This is a genomic window from Rhodobaculum claviforme (genome assembly GCF_016653255.1).
Lineage (GTDB): Bacteria > Pseudomonadota > Alphaproteobacteria > Rhodobacterales > Rhodobacteraceae > Rhodobaculum > Rhodobaculum claviforme.
Genome location: NZ_NHSD01000312.1, coordinates 20019 through 31784, shown reverse-complemented (window position 1 = coordinate 31784; position 11766 = coordinate 20019). Strand labels below are relative to the sequence as shown.

Below are 11766 nucleotides of genomic sequence, written 5' to 3'. Positions count from 1 at the left end.
GCCCCTGACCCCCACCGGGCTGGGCGGCGCCAAGGCCCTGCCGGGCGACAGCGGCGGCGACGAGGACGCGGCCCTGTTGCGCGGCCGCCGCCTGCATCTGCTGCTGGAACATCTGCCGGTCCTGCCGGAGGCCGGGCGCGCCGCCGCCGCCGCGGACCTGTTCGCCGCCGACGGCGACGCCCCCGCCGACCATGCCGAGGTCGCGCAGCTTCTGGCCGAGGCCGAGGCGGTGCTGGCGGCGCCGGAACTGGCGCCGCTGTGGGCCGCCGACGCGCTGGCCGAGGTGGAAATCACCGCCGAGATCGGCGAACGGCGCCTGATCGGGACCATCGACCGGCTGATCGTGACGGCGGATCGCGTGCTGGCGGTCGACTGGAAATCCAACGCCGTCGTGCCCGCCCGTGCCGAAGATGTGCCCGAGGGGCTGCTGCGACAGATGGGCGCCTATGCCCATGCGCTGGCCGCGATCTGGCCCGACCGACGGATCGAGGTGGCCCTGTTGTGGACGCGCACCGCGCGGCTGATGCAGCTTCCGGGGCCGCTGGTGGCCGCTGCGCTGGCGCGCGGTCTGTCGGAGGCGGGCATTGACCCCCGCGCAGGGCGTCCATAGGTACGGCCCCAACCGCAAACAGGAGAGACCCCATGGCAACCCTTCCCGTCACCGACGCCACGTTCGATGCCGAAGTGCGTCAGTCCAGCATCCCCGTCGTGGTCGACTTCTGGGCCGAATGGTGCGGCCCCTGCAAGCAGATCGGCCCCGCGCTGGAGGAGCTGTCGGAGCATTACGACGGGCGCGTGAAGATCGTGAAGATCAACGTGGACGAGAACCCCTCGACGCCCGCGCAGATGGGCATCCGGGGCATCCCGGCGCTGTTCCTGTTCAAGGACGGCGCGGTGGTGTCGAACAAGGTCGGCGCCGCCCCCAAGGCCGCGCTGCAGAACTGGATCGACGGCGCGCTCTGATGGCCCGGAACGTCTCTGGCGAATTCCCCGGCTGGCACGGCACCACCATCCTTGCGGTGCGCAGGGGGGGCCGGGTGGTGGTGGCCGGCGACGGCCAGGTCAGCCTCGGGCAGACGGTGATCAAGGGCACGGCGCGCAAGGTGCGCAGGCTTGCCCCCGGGGGCGCGGAGGTGGTGGCGGGCTTTGCCGGCTCCACCGCCGACGCCTTCACCCTGCTGGAGCGGCTGGAGAAGAAGCTGGAGGCGGCCCCCGGGCAGCTGCAGCGCGCCGCGGTGGAGCTGGCCAAGGACTGGCGCACCGACAAGTACCTCCAGAAGCTGGAGGCGATGCTGATCGTCACCGACGGGCGGGATCTTTACGTCATCACCGGCGCGGGCGACGTGCTGGAGCCCGAGCATGACGTCACCGCCATCGGCTCGGGCGGCATGTTTGCGCTGGCCGCCGCGCGCGGCCTGATGGAGAGCGACCTCGACGCCGAGGCCATCGCCCGGCGCGCCATGGCCATCGCCGCCGACATCTGCGTCTATACCAACGGCAACCTGACGGTCGAAAGCATCGGCTGAGGGTGGCCCCGGCGGGCGTGTCGCGCCCCCGCCGAAGCAGACGTGCCCGGCGTCACTCGGCCGCCGGGCGGCTGGCGGCAAGGGTGGCCATGCGGTCCGCCGCCTCGGCCAGCACGGCGTCATCCCGGGTCAGGGCGATGCGCACCCAGTCGCGCAGGGTCGGGCCAAAGGACGCACCGGGCATCACCGCAACCCCCTGGGCATCGAGCAGCGCATCGGCAAAGCGGCTCCCGTCCATCCCCGTCCCCGATACGTCCAGCAGCGCGAACATCCCCGCCCCGGGGCGGTGCAGGCGCAGCCCCGCCACCCCGTCCAGACGGTCCGCCAGCAGTGCCGTGCGCCGTGCCAGCCGCCGGCGCATCCCGGCCGCGGCAAGGTCGGGCGCCTCCAGCGCCGCGACGGTCATGTCGGCGATGAAGGGCTGGTTGCCGAACAGCATCGTTTCGGCCAGCGGCAGAAGGCGCGCGCAGAACGCCGCCGGGCCGACACACCAGCCCGAGCGGAAGCCCGCCGCCGCGTGGCTCTTGGAGATCGAGGAGCACACCACCACCCGCGCCTCGGCCCCCGGCAGGGACATCGGTGACACGAAGGGCGTGGGGCCGAAGACCAGATCCTCATAAACCTCGTCCGAGATCACCCACAGATCATGCGCGTGGGCCAGATCGAGGATCGCCGCCAGATCGTCGCGGCCCAGCACCGCGCCGGTGGGGTTGTGCGGTGTGTTCAGCAGGATCGCGCGCGTGCGCGGCGTGATCCGCGCGGCGACATCGGCGGGCCGGAGCCGGAAACCGGCATCCGCGCGCAGCGGCACGGGCACCGGCGCGGCACCGCCCGCGCGGATCACCCCCTCGTAGGTGGCGTACATCGGATCGCCCACCAGCACCTCGCAGCCCTGTTCGGCGACACCGCTCAGCACGGCATAGAGCGCGGTCTGGGTGCCGGGAAAGCACAGCACCTGATCCTCGGTGACCGGGCGGCCCACCCGGGCGCTGTAGCGCGCGGCCAGCGCGCGCAGCAGCGCAGGTTCGCCGCGCCCGTTGGAATACCCCGTGCGCCCGTCGCGCATCGCCGTGATGGCGGCGTGCAGGAGCGGCTCGGGGGTGGGGACGTCCGGCTCGCCTATGGTCAGCATCAGGATGCGGTCGCCCGCCCGCTGGCGCGTGACGGCGCGGTTGTGGACGGCCCATTTCGCCCCGCCCAGATCGGCCAGACGCCCGGTGATGCTGGCATAGCGCATGCCTCAGCCCTCCCGCCCGGTGCGCCAGGAAATCCAGCGCCAGCTTGACACGCACATCTCCTCCAGGCCGCGGCGGGCGCGAAAGCCCAGCACATCGGCCGCGCGGGTGGGATCGGCGTAGCAGGCCGCGATGTCACCCGCGCGGCGCGGGGCGATCACATGCGGCAGCACCCGCCCGCAGGCACGCCCATAGGCCGCCAGCATCTCCAGCACCGAATACCCCTGTCCGGTGCCCAGGTTCACCACATGCCCCCCGCCCCCGTCCAGCAGCGCCGACAGCGAGCGCAGATGCCCCTCGGCGAGGTCCTCGACGTGGATATAGTCGCGCACGCCGGTGCCGTCGGGGGTGTCGTAGTCGTCGCCGAACACCTGCAGCGCGGGCAGATCGCCCACCGCGACGCGGGCGATGAAGGGCATCAGGTTGTTGGGGACATCGCGCGGGTCCTCGCCGATCCGGCCCGAGGCATGGGCGCCCGCGGGGTTGAAATACCGCAGGATGCCGATGGCCCAGCGCGGGTCCGATGCCGCCAGCTGTTGCAGCACCTGCTCGCCCGCCAGCTTGGTGAAGCCATAGGGGTTGGTGAAGCCGGTGGGCGCGTCCTCGGGGATCGGCAGGCGGTCGGGCACGCCATAGACCGTGGCCGAGGAGGAAAACACCAGCCGGAACACGCCCGCCGCGCGCATCGCCTCCAGCAGCGTGGTCAGCCCGCCCAGATTCGTCTGGACGTACTCCAGCGGCATGCGCACGGATTCCCCCACCGCCTTGCGCGCGGCGAAGTGGATCACGGCGGCGATGTCATGGGCGGCAAAGATGCGCCCCAGCTGATCCGCGTCCAGCACGCTGCCGCGCCAGATCTCCGGCGCGGTGCCGGTGATGGCCCGCAGCCGTTCGGGCAGGTCCTCGGCCGCGTTGGAGAAATCATCGAGGATGACCGGGTGGAACCCCGCCTCCCGCAGCGCGACCCAGGTGTGCGATCCGATGTAGCCCGCCCCCCCGGTCAACAGAACGCTTTGCGCCATGCGCGGCCCTTTCGCTCGAACGCCCGGGGCGCTCAGAAATTGACGCTGACACCCGGCAGGCGCAGCTCGGAGATCAGGTCGCGCACCTCCTGGCGGGCGGCGACATGCGACAGGTTCATGGTCTCGCCGCCCACGTCGCGCAGGTCGAGCAGGGTCAGGCCGCGGGGGAACAGCTCGCGGAACACCACACGCTCGCCAAAGCCGGGGGCGACGCGAAAGCCGATGCGGCGAGCCAGATCGCCCAGCGCGCTGCCGACCTTGCGCTTGTTGTGCATCTGCTGCGCGCCCAGACGGTTGCGCACCACGATCCAGTCGATCGGGGGCATGCCGGCCTCCGCCCGGCCCTGGCGGGCATGCCAGACCATCTCGGAATAGATCGAGGGGCCGGTGACCTTGCCCGAGGCGGGGTCGATCCGCGCCAGCAGGTCGAAATCCACGAAGCTGTCATTGAGCGGGGTGACCAGCGTGTCGGCCAGCGCATGCGCCAGCTGGCTGAGGCGGGTGTGCGAGCCGGGGCAGTCGATCAGCACGAAATCGCAGTCCGACAGCTCCTGAAGGGCGGCGTGCAGGCGGTGGTCGTCGGGTTGGGCACCGGGGGCCACCTGCGCGGGAGCGGGCGGCAGGAAGGCTCGGCGCGGCACCGGCAGCGTCATGTCCTGGGAGGCGACGTAGGCCGCGCGGTTCTCCAGGTAGCGCCCCAGCGACTGCTGCCGCAGGTCGAGGTCGATGGCGCCCACGCTGTGGCCCATGCGCGCCAGCGCGGTGCCGATGTGCATCGCCGTCGTGGACTTGCCCGAGCCGCCCTTTTCGTTGCCGACGACGATGATGTGGCCCATGCCCCCTCCGGTCCTGGTGACGGCCCGCCGGGGGCGGGACCTGCGCAGGGCGGGACTGATACCGGCCTGCGATCAACCGTCTGTGTATCAGCGTGATCGCGGCAGAAAAGGGGCCGGGTGCGAATGGGTTGCCCGGGGCGTCGCCGGGGCAACACCAACGCGAAACCCCGCGCGGTGTCCGCGCGGGGTTCCGGTCGCCAGCCGAAGGGGCGGGGTGATCAGAACCCGAAGCCCGCGTACTTGTTCTTGAACTTGGACACGCGCCCGCCGGCGTCCATCAGACGCTGGGAACCACCGGTCCAGGCCGGGTGCACCGTGGGGTCGATTTCGAGGGTGAGGGTGTCGCCCTCCTTGCCCCAGGTGGAGCGCATCTCGAACGTGGTCCCGTCGGTCATCTTGACGGTGATCATGTGGTAGTCGGGGTGAATGTTGGCTTTCATATCGCCGCTCCTTACGCCTGCGCGCCCTTGAGGGGGCGATAGTTGGTCTTTTCAGCGATGCGGGCCGATTTGCCGCGGCGCGCGCGCAGGTAGTAGAGCTTGGCGCGGCGGACCTTGCCGCGGCGGACGACCTCGATCGTCTCGACGTTGGTGGAGTAGAGGGGGAACACCCGCTCCACACCCTCGCCGAAGGAGATCTTGCGCACGGTGAAGGAGGCCGCGATGGTCGCGCCGCCGTTGCGGGCGATGCACACGCCCTCGAAGGCCTGCACGCGGGTGCGGGTGCCCTCGGTCACCTTGTAGCCGACGCGGATGGTGTCGCCGGCCTTGAAGTCCGGGATGGTCTTGCCGAGGGCGGCGATCTGCTCGGCCTCGATCTGTGCGATCAGGTTCATCGCGGTGGTCCTTGTCCAGGCGCGGGTGGTCCCCGCGACGTGCTGCATGGCGCGGTATGGTCCCGCGCGGTGGGCGCCCTCAGAGCTCTTGGTCCCCTACCGGATCCCCGGGCGCGGCCTGCGCGTCCCGAGTCCGCCAGAGATCAGGGCGGCGTTCCTTGGTCAGCCTTTCGGCCTGGGCCTGCCGCCAGGCGGAGATGGCCGCGTGATTGCCCGACAGGAGGACGTCGGGTATCGCATGGCCCCGCCAGACGGCCGGCTTGGTGTACTGCGGGTGTTCCAAAAGGCCCCGAGCGAAGGATTCCTCCTCCACCGAAGCCTGATTCCCGAGCACGCGGGGTATAAGCCGGACGCACGCGTCGATCAAGGCCATCGCGGCGATCTCGCCCCCGGTGAGGACGAAATCCCCCATGCTGACCTCGGCCACGCCGTGGTGGTCGAGGACCCGCTCGTCGATCCCCTCGAACCGGCCGCAGATCAGGGTGACGCCGGGGCCCGAGGCAAGGTCGCGCGCCATCGCCTGGTCAAAGGGACGGCCGCGCGGCGACAGCACCAGCAAGGGGCCGGGGGTGGCCTCGGCCGCGATCGCGCGGGACAGCACATCGGCGCGCAGCACCATGCCCGCACCGCCGCCCGCGGGGGTGTCGTCGACGTTGCGGTGGCGCCCCTCGCCGAACTCTCGCAGCGGCGTGGTGCGCAGTGCCCACAGGCCAGCCTCCAGCGCGCGGCCGGTCAGCGACAGGCCGAGGACACCCGGAAACGCCTCGGGAAACAGGGTGATGACGCGGGCGGTCCAGGCGCCCGCGGCGCGCGGCGGCTCGGCCATCAGGTCGCGCGGGCGGGCCGAGACGGTGACCGCCTTGCGCCCGTGCGAGCGCGGCCCGGTCACAGGATGCCGTCGCGGCTGCCGGGGCGCGGACGGGCCACGAACAGCCCCAGCACCGACACCACCGGCCCGACCCAGAACGGAAACTCCGGGCGCGCCCCGGCGATGCCGCCCGAAAACAGCCCCACCGCGAACAGCACCGCCGACAGCACCAGCAGCACCGGCACCACCACCGCGATCTGCTGCGGCGCGGGCGTGGCCACCGGGCGCACGCGCAACAGCCACCAGAACAGGATCCCGGCATACACGATGACCGAAGCCGCCGATTGCTGCGCAAGCCCCGCCAGCGCAGGGCCGGCGAAACACATCGCCGTGCCGATCCAGAACCTCATTCGAACAACCCCTCGGGCGGGTCGATCACCAGCCGCCCCGCGCCCAGATCCACCGTGGGCACGATGGCGCGGGTGAACGGCACCAGCACCGCCGGCCCGCGCGGCCGTGCCAGTTCCAGAAGATCGCCCGCGCCGTGGTCGTGCACCGCACGCACATGGCCCAGCAGCGCGCCGCCGGTATCATGCGCCGCCAGCCCGATCAGGTCGGCGTGGTAGAACTCATCGTCCGGCAGGCCTGGCAGCGCGTCGCGATCGACGTGCAGGCGGACCCCGCGCAACGCCTCGGCGGCCTCGCGCGTGGCGATGCCGTCAAGGCGTGCGCCCAGCGCGCCCGCCACCGGCCGGGTGAGGCGGACGGCAAAGCTGCGGGTGCCGTCCTCGGTCCACAGCGGACCGTAGTCCGCGATGGCCTCGGGCGGCACGCAGAAGCTTTTCAGCCGGACCTCGCCGCGCACCCCGAAGGCGCCGGCGATGGCCCCCACGCAGATGCGCCCGGTCCCGGTCATGCGCCCGCCTCCGGCTTACTCGGCGCTGGCTTTGGCCGCGCGGGCCTCGGCACGCTCCTGGGCCTTCTTGCCCGGGGTGCCCTTGTTGGGGTTGTTGCGGGTCGCCTTGGGGCGCAGGCCCGCGGCCTCCAGGAAGCGGGCGATGCGGTCGGTGGGCTGGGCGCCCTGGGACAGCCAGTGCTGCACGCGCTCCATGTCCATGCGGACGCGGTCTTCGCTGTCCTTGGGCAGGAGCGGGTTGAAGGTGCCCAGCTTCTCCAGGAAGCGGCCATCGCGGGGCATGCGGCTGTCGGCCACGACGATGGAGTAATGCGGGCGCTTCTTGGCGCCGCCACGGGACAGTCGGATCTTCACGGCCATGTCAGTCTCTCCTTATGGCTTGGATCAGGGGCCGGGGCGCTGGGCCGCCGGCGGTCAGGGTCATCCCCGCATCTTCTCGTGGTGACGGATCACCTCGGAGATGATGAAGTTGAGGAAATTGCGGGCAAAGGCGGGGTCGAGGTCGGCCTCCTGCGCAAGCCACTCCAGCCGCTCGATCTGGCGCGCCTCGCGGGCGGGGTCGGAGGGGGGCAGCCCGTGTTCGGCCTTCAGCCGGCCCACCGACTGGGTGTGCTTGAAGCGTTCGGCCAGCGTGTAGACGAGGATCGCGTCCAGCCGGTCGATGGATTCGCGATGCTCGCGCAGCAGGGCCGCGGCGCGTGCGGCCGCATCGGCGGTGGTGTCGGTCATGCGTAGGCCTCCATCCCGCCTTCGGCCAGGGTGTCGGGACCGGGGTGGCGCCAGACGCCGGCCGGCCCGAAGCCCGGAAGATCGGCCAGCCCCTCGGCCACGCAGCCAAGGCGACGGGCAAGCGCTTCGCTGGCGGCGTTCTCCGGATCGATCAGGCTGATGGCCGTGGGCCAGCCCAGCACGTCATAGGCATGCGCGCGCGCGGCCAGCGCCGCCTCCTGCGCGAGGCCCTGGCCCTCAAGGGCGGCATCGAACAGCATCCAGCCGATTTCCTGACCGGGCCAGCCTTCGGGGAACCACGGACCGACCATCCCCAGCGCCGCGTCGTCGCCGTGCCGGGTCAGGATGAACATGCCGTAGCCGCGCACCGCCCAGTGCCCGATCAGCCCGCAAAAGCCGCGCCATGCCTGCGGGCGGTCCTGCACAGCACCGGTGAAGCGCGACCGGGCGGAGGCCTTGTAGGCCGCCCACGCCTCGAAATCGCACGGTGCAGGGGCGCGCAGGCGCAGGCGCTCGGTCTCCAGCACCGGGGTATGGGTCAGGGCGGGGGTCACTTCTTGCGCCCCAGCCCACCAAGCCCGCCGGGCAGGCCCATCGGCGGCATCCCGCCGCCCAGGCCGCCCATCCCGCCGGGCATCCGCGCCATCTGCGCCTGCAGCGCGGCGGGGTCCATGGCGGCGGGGTCGGCGCCCTTGCCCATCATGGCGCCCATGGCCTGCTTGAGCATGCCCTTCTTGCCCAGCTTCTTCATCATGTCGGCCATCTGGCGGTGCATCTTGAGCAGGCGGTTGAGTTCCTGCACCTCCAGCCCGGCGCCGGCGGCGATGCGCTTCTTGCGGCTGGCCTGCAGCAGGTCGGGGTTGGCGCGCTCGCGCTTGGTCATCGACTGGATCAGGGCGATCTGGCGGCGCAGCATCTTGTCGTCGAAGCCCGCCACCTCGGCGGCCTTGGACATCTTGCCCATGCCCGGCATCATTCCCATCATGCCCTGCATGCCGCCCATCTTGAGCATCTGTTCAAGCTGGCCCTTGAGGTCGTTCATGTTGAACTGACCCTTCTGGAAGCGCTTCATCATGCGCTCGGCCTGCTCGATCTCGAGCGTTTCCTGGGCCTTCTCGACCAGCGCCACGATGTCGCCCATGCCGAGGATGCGGCCGGCGACGCGGCTGGCCTCGAAGGTCTCCAGCGCGTCGGACTTCTCGCCCACGCCGACGAAGCGGATGGGCTTGCCGGTGACGGCGCGCATGGACAGCGCAGCGCCCCCGCGCCCGTCGCCGTCCATCCGCGTCAGCACGACGCCGGTGATGCCGACCTTGCCGTCGAACTCGGTCGCGACGTTGACCGCGTCCTGCCCGGTCAGGCCGTCGACCACCAGCAGCGTCTCGCGCGGGGTGGCAATGTCGCGGACGGCCTGCACCTCGTCCATCAGGACTTCGTCGATGTGCATGCGCCCGGCGGTGTCGAGGATCACGACATCATAGCCGCCCATCGCGGCCTGGGTGCGGGCGCGCCTGGCGATCTCGGGCGCGGTCTGGCCCTTGACGATCGGCAGGGTGTCGACACCGACCTGCACGCCCAGCACCGCCAGCTGGTCCATCGCGGCGGGGCGGTTGGTGTCGAGGGACGCCATCAGCACCCGCTTGCCCTCGCGGTCCTTGAGCCGGCGGGCGAGTTTCGCCGTGGTCGTGGTCTTGCCCGAGCCCTGAAGGCCGACCATCAGGATCGCGACGGGCGGGTTGTCGATCTTCAGCGCGCCGGGGTCTTCGTCCCCCGTAAGGGTGGCGACGAGCTCGTCATGGACGATCTTGACGACCTGCTGGCCGGGCGTGACGGATTTCGTGACCGCCGCGCCGGTGGCCTTGGCCTGCACCCGCTTGATGAAGTCGCGCGCAACGGGCAGCGAGACGTCGGCCTCCAGCAGCGCCACACGGACCTCGCGCAGGGCGGCGACGACATCGGCCTCGGACAGGGCGCCCTGCTTGGTCAACCGGTCGAAGACGCCGCCGAGGCGTTCGGACAGATTCTCGAACATGCCGCCCTCCTGCGGGACTGGCGGACCCGGCGGGCCCATATGGAAAAGGCACCCGCGGGCGAAACCTCGCTGACGGGTGGCGATCCCCGGTGACAACGGGGACCGGAAGCGGCGTGCACCTCCGGAAATCCTCCGTTTGCTATGCCGCGCGGGCGCGGATGTCAAGCCGCGGCGGCGCGATGCACGCATGGCATGTGCAGCCTGCCGGATTGACACGCGCACGGCGAGTTGGTATTTTCCGGCACACTGAGGACATTTCGCCCCGTGCCGCCTGCGGCACGGCCCGGCGACCAGCCCCGCGGACATGCGTCCGGCGGGGCTTTTTGTTGTTCCCATCCCGGAGACCTCGTCATGACACACCCCTGGACCGGGGCCGCGCATCCGCGTGCCCTGACGGATGCGGATTTTTCCGAGGCCGCGCGCCGATTGGGATGCGAGGCCGCCGCCCTGCACGCCATCTGGGAGGTGGAGGCCGCCGGCCGCCATTTCGACGCCGACGGCGGCGTGGTCCGCCGGTTCGAGCCGCACCACTTTCCCCGTCGGCACTGGCCCGCGCTGGGGTTCGCGCCCCGTGCGAACGAGGCGCCATGGCGCGCGTCGCTGCGGCTGTCGGACGCCGCGATGTTCCGCCGGGCCGTGCGGATCGATCCCGAGGCCGCCTGTCGGGCCACCAGTTGGGGCGCGCCGCAGATCATGGGCTTCAACCACGCCGACGCGGGCTTCGACAGCGCCGCCGAAATGGTCGCCCACATGGCCCGGGGGGCGCCGCAGCAGCTGGGCGCCTTTGTGCAGCTGATCGAAGGCTGGGGCCTGGGTCCGGCGCTGCGGGCGCATGACTGGACCAGCTTTGCGCGGCGCTACAACGGCACCGGGCAGATCGACACCTATGCCCGCCGGATCGAGGCCGCGTGGCGGCGCCATGCGGGCGGTGCGCGATCGCCGGTGGTGCTGCGGGTGGGCGACCGGGGCGCGGGCGTGGTGCGGTTGCAGGCCGCCCTCGGCATCGCCGAGGACGGCGCGTTCGGGCCGGAGACGCTGGCGGCGGTGCGCGCGCTCCAGCACCGCGCGGGGCTGAGCGTGGACGGCGTGGTCGGCGCGCAGACCTGGGCGGCGCTGGCGCGCGGGTCGGCCACGCCCCCGCCCCCGGTGCAACCGACACCGGCGGATGCGGTGATCGAGCAGGTAAAGGACTGGAGCGCGGCCACCGGTGCGGTCGCGGCCGCGCTGGCGGCGGTGTCGCAGGCGCTGCCGCCGGACGCGGTCACGGTGCTGATGGTCGGTGCGGTCGGGCTGGGGTTGATGGCGGCGGCGGCGTGGCTGTTGCGGCGGGTGCGGGCATGATCGGGGGGACGATGGCCCGGATCGTGCTGGTGGTCGCGCTGGCGGTCACGCTGCACGCGGCCGGGTGGATGCAGGGCCGCGCAGCCGAGCGGGCGGCGTGGTCCACGCGCACCGCCGCCCTGATCGCCGAGCGCGACCGCGCGGCGGCGCGGGTGGCGGGACTGTCCGAAGCGCTGGCGCACGCGCAGGCCGCGCGCGCCGCCCTTGCCCTGGATCTGGAGGATCAAGCCGATGCGGATGATGATGCCGGGCGTATCGCTCTGCCTGCTCGCAGCCTGCGGCGCATCCGTGCCCGCTGATCTGGCGCCGCCGCCACCCGCGCTGGTGGCGCCCTGTGCGGCGCCGGTGGCCCTGCCGGACCGCGACGCCACACAGGCCGAGGTGGAACGCTGGTGGGGGGCCGACCGCGCCGCGCTGGGCGATTGTGCCGCGCGCCACGCGTTGCTGGCCGACTGGGCCGCGGGGCAGATCGCCGCGCGGCCCTGA

The 11766-nt window shown here is 71.9% G+C and carries 18 protein-coding genes; 6 read left to right on the top strand and 12 right to left on the bottom strand.

Going from position 1 to position 11766, the window contains the following annotated elements:
• The 3 genes from CCR87_RS15075 to hslV all read left to right on the top strand — a co-directional run.
• Positions 1-610: PD-(D/E)XK nuclease family protein (locus tag CCR87_RS15075; RefSeq protein WP_201158359.1), on the top strand; the 610-nt coding region annotated here is incomplete at its 5' end.
• A 32-nt stretch (positions 611-642) separates the two neighbouring features.
• A complete protein-coding gene (trxA, locus tag CCR87_RS15070; protein WP_201158358.1) occupies positions 643-963 on the top strand; it encodes a thioredoxin in 321 nt (106 codons plus the stop codon).
• A complete protein-coding gene (hslV, locus tag CCR87_RS15065; protein WP_201158357.1) occupies positions 963-1526 on the top strand; it encodes an ATP-dependent protease subunit HslV in 564 nt (187 codons plus the stop codon). The genes trxA and hslV overlap by 1 nt, the downstream gene beginning before the upstream one ends.
• 52 nt (positions 1527-1578) lie before the next feature.
• On the opposite strand, the gene CCR87_RS15060 is transcribed toward hslV, so the two are convergent.
• The 12 genes from CCR87_RS15060 to ffh all read right to left on the bottom strand — a co-directional run bounded on the left by CCR87_RS15060 (position 1579) and on the right by ffh (position 9939).
• Complete coding sequence (locus CCR87_RS15060; RefSeq protein WP_201158356.1) at positions 1579-2763, bottom strand: pyridoxal phosphate-dependent aminotransferase; 1185 nt, start codon at positions 2761-2763, stop codon at positions 1579-1581.
• 3 nt (positions 2764-2766) lie between these two features.
• Positions 2767-3783, bottom strand: a complete 1017-nt coding sequence (gene galE / locus CCR87_RS15055) for a UDP-glucose 4-epimerase GalE (protein WP_201158355.1) — start codon at positions 3781-3783, stop codon at positions 2767-2769.
• Positions 3784-3815: 32 nt separating this feature from the next.
• A complete protein-coding gene (locus tag CCR87_RS15050; RefSeq protein ID WP_201158354.1) occupies positions 3816-4619 on the bottom strand; it encodes a division plane positioning ATPase MipZ in 804 nt (267 codons plus the stop codon).
• A gap of 218 nt (positions 4620-4837) precedes the next feature.
• Positions 4838-5059 (bottom strand): 50S ribosomal protein L31, encoded by a 222-nt coding sequence (gene rpmE / locus CCR87_RS15045; protein ID WP_201158353.1) that lies wholly within the window; start codon positions 5057-5059, stop codon positions 4838-4840.
• 11 nt (positions 5060-5070) lie between these two features.
• The gene (rplS, locus tag CCR87_RS15040; protein WP_201158363.1) at positions 5071-5454 is read right to left on the bottom strand and encodes a 50S ribosomal protein L19; all 384 of its coding nucleotides are present in this window, start codon (positions 5452-5454) and stop codon (positions 5071-5073) included.
• 79 nt (positions 5455-5533) lie between these two features.
• The gene (gene trmD / locus CCR87_RS15035; RefSeq protein WP_201158352.1) at positions 5534-6280 is read right to left on the bottom strand and encodes a tRNA (guanosine(37)-N1)-methyltransferase TrmD; all 747 of its coding nucleotides are present in this window, start codon (positions 6278-6280) and stop codon (positions 5534-5536) included.
• A 59-nt stretch (positions 6281-6339) separates the two neighbouring features.
• Entirely contained in the window at positions 6340-6672 is a 333-nt protein-coding gene (locus CCR87_RS15030) for a hypothetical protein (RefSeq protein WP_201158351.1), read from the bottom strand.
• A complete protein-coding gene (gene rimM / locus CCR87_RS15025) occupies positions 6669-7178 on the bottom strand; it encodes a ribosome maturation factor RimM (protein ID WP_201158350.1) in 510 nt (169 codons plus the stop codon). Before rimM ends, CCR87_RS15030 begins: the two co-directional genes overlap by 4 nt.
• Positions 7179-7193: 15 nt before the next feature.
• On the bottom strand, positions 7194-7538 hold the full coding sequence (gene rpsP, locus CCR87_RS15020) for a 30S ribosomal protein S16 (protein WP_201158349.1): 345 nt from the start codon (positions 7536-7538) through the stop codon (positions 7194-7196).
• A gap of 60 nt (positions 7539-7598) precedes the next feature.
• Positions 7599-7907, bottom strand: coding sequence for a chorismate mutase (locus CCR87_RS15015; protein ID WP_201158348.1), 309 nt, complete (start codon positions 7905-7907; stop codon positions 7599-7601).
• Complete coding sequence (locus tag CCR87_RS15010; RefSeq protein ID WP_338048944.1) at positions 7904-8461, bottom strand: GNAT family N-acetyltransferase; 558 nt, start codon at positions 8459-8461, stop codon at positions 7904-7906. The genes CCR87_RS15015 and CCR87_RS15010 overlap by 4 nt, the downstream gene beginning before the upstream one ends.
• Positions 8458-9939, bottom strand: coding sequence for a signal recognition particle protein (gene ffh, locus CCR87_RS15005; RefSeq protein WP_201158347.1), 1482 nt, complete (start codon positions 9937-9939; stop codon positions 8458-8460). The genes CCR87_RS15010 and ffh overlap by 4 nt, the downstream gene beginning before the upstream one ends.
• A 351-nt stretch (positions 9940-10290) precedes the next feature.
• Between ffh and CCR87_RS15000 the strand changes: the two genes are divergently transcribed.
• Genes CCR87_RS15000 through lysC form a run of 3 tightly spaced genes read left to right on the top strand, consistent with a single transcriptional unit; the run spans position 10291 to position 11766 of the window.
• On the top strand, positions 10291-11280 hold the full coding sequence (locus CCR87_RS15000) for an N-acetylmuramidase domain-containing protein (RefSeq protein WP_201158346.1): 990 nt from the start codon (positions 10291-10293) through the stop codon (positions 11278-11280).
• A complete protein-coding gene (locus CCR87_RS14995; RefSeq protein ID WP_201158345.1) occupies positions 11277-11579 on the top strand; it encodes a hypothetical protein in 303 nt (100 codons plus the stop codon). Before CCR87_RS15000 ends, CCR87_RS14995 begins: the two co-directional genes overlap by 4 nt.
• Positions 11569-11766, top strand: a complete 198-nt coding sequence (gene lysC, locus CCR87_RS14990; protein ID WP_201158344.1) for an Rz1-like lysis system protein LysC — start codon at positions 11569-11571, stop codon at positions 11764-11766. The genes CCR87_RS14995 and lysC overlap by 11 nt, the downstream gene beginning before the upstream one ends.

What these genes read in the sequence shown, in the direction of transcription:
- CCR87_RS14995 (WP_201158345.1), top strand. Translation starts at nt 11,277, where the DNA reads ATGATCGGGGGGACGATGGCCCGGATCGTGCTGGTGGTCGCGCTGGCG.
- ffh (WP_201158347.1), bottom strand. Translation starts at nt 9,939, where the DNA reads ATGTTCGAGAATCTGTCCGAACGCCTCGGCGGCGTCTTCGACCGGTTG.
- galE (WP_201158355.1), bottom strand. Translation starts at nt 3,783, where the DNA reads ATGGCGCAAAGCGTTCTGTTGACCGGGGGGGCGGGCTACATCGGATCG.
- CCR87_RS15050 (WP_201158354.1), bottom strand. Translation starts at nt 4,619, where the DNA reads ATGGGCCACATCATCGTCGTCGGCAACGAAAAGGGCGGCTCGGGCAAG.
- CCR87_RS15000 (WP_201158346.1), top strand. Translation starts at nt 10,291, where the DNA reads ATGACACACCCCTGGACCGGGGCCGCGCATCCGCGTGCCCTGACGGAT.
- rimM (WP_201158350.1), bottom strand. Translation starts at nt 7,178, where the DNA reads ATGACCGGGACCGGGCGCATCTGCGTGGGGGCCATCGCCGGCGCCTTC.
- CCR87_RS15030 (WP_201158351.1), bottom strand. Translation starts at nt 6,672, where the DNA reads ATGAGGTTCTGGATCGGCACGGCGATGTGTTTCGCCGGCCCTGCGCTG.
- hslV (WP_201158357.1), top strand. Translation starts at nt 963, where the DNA reads ATGGCCCGGAACGTCTCTGGCGAATTCCCCGGCTGGCACGGCACCACC.
- trxA (WP_201158358.1), top strand. Translation starts at nt 643, where the DNA reads ATGGCAACCCTTCCCGTCACCGACGCCACGTTCGATGCCGAAGTGCGT.
- CCR87_RS15015 (WP_201158348.1), bottom strand. Translation starts at nt 7,907, where the DNA reads ATGACCGACACCACCGCCGATGCGGCCGCACGCGCCGCGGCCCTGCTG.
- CCR87_RS15060 (WP_201158356.1), bottom strand. Translation starts at nt 2,763, where the DNA reads ATGCGCTATGCCAGCATCACCGGGCGTCTGGCCGATCTGGGCGGGGCG.
- rpsP (WP_201158349.1), bottom strand. Translation starts at nt 7,538, where the DNA reads ATGGCCGTGAAGATCCGACTGTCCCGTGGCGGCGCCAAGAAGCGCCCG.
- rplS (WP_201158363.1), bottom strand. Translation starts at nt 5,454, where the DNA reads ATGAACCTGATCGCACAGATCGAGGCCGAGCAGATCGCCGCCCTCGGC.
- trmD (WP_201158352.1), bottom strand. Translation starts at nt 6,280, where the DNA reads ATGGCCGAGCCGCCGCGCGCCGCGGGCGCCTGGACCGCCCGCGTCATC.
- rpmE (WP_201158353.1), bottom strand. Translation starts at nt 5,059, where the DNA reads ATGAAAGCCAACATTCACCCCGACTACCACATGATCACCGTCAAGATG.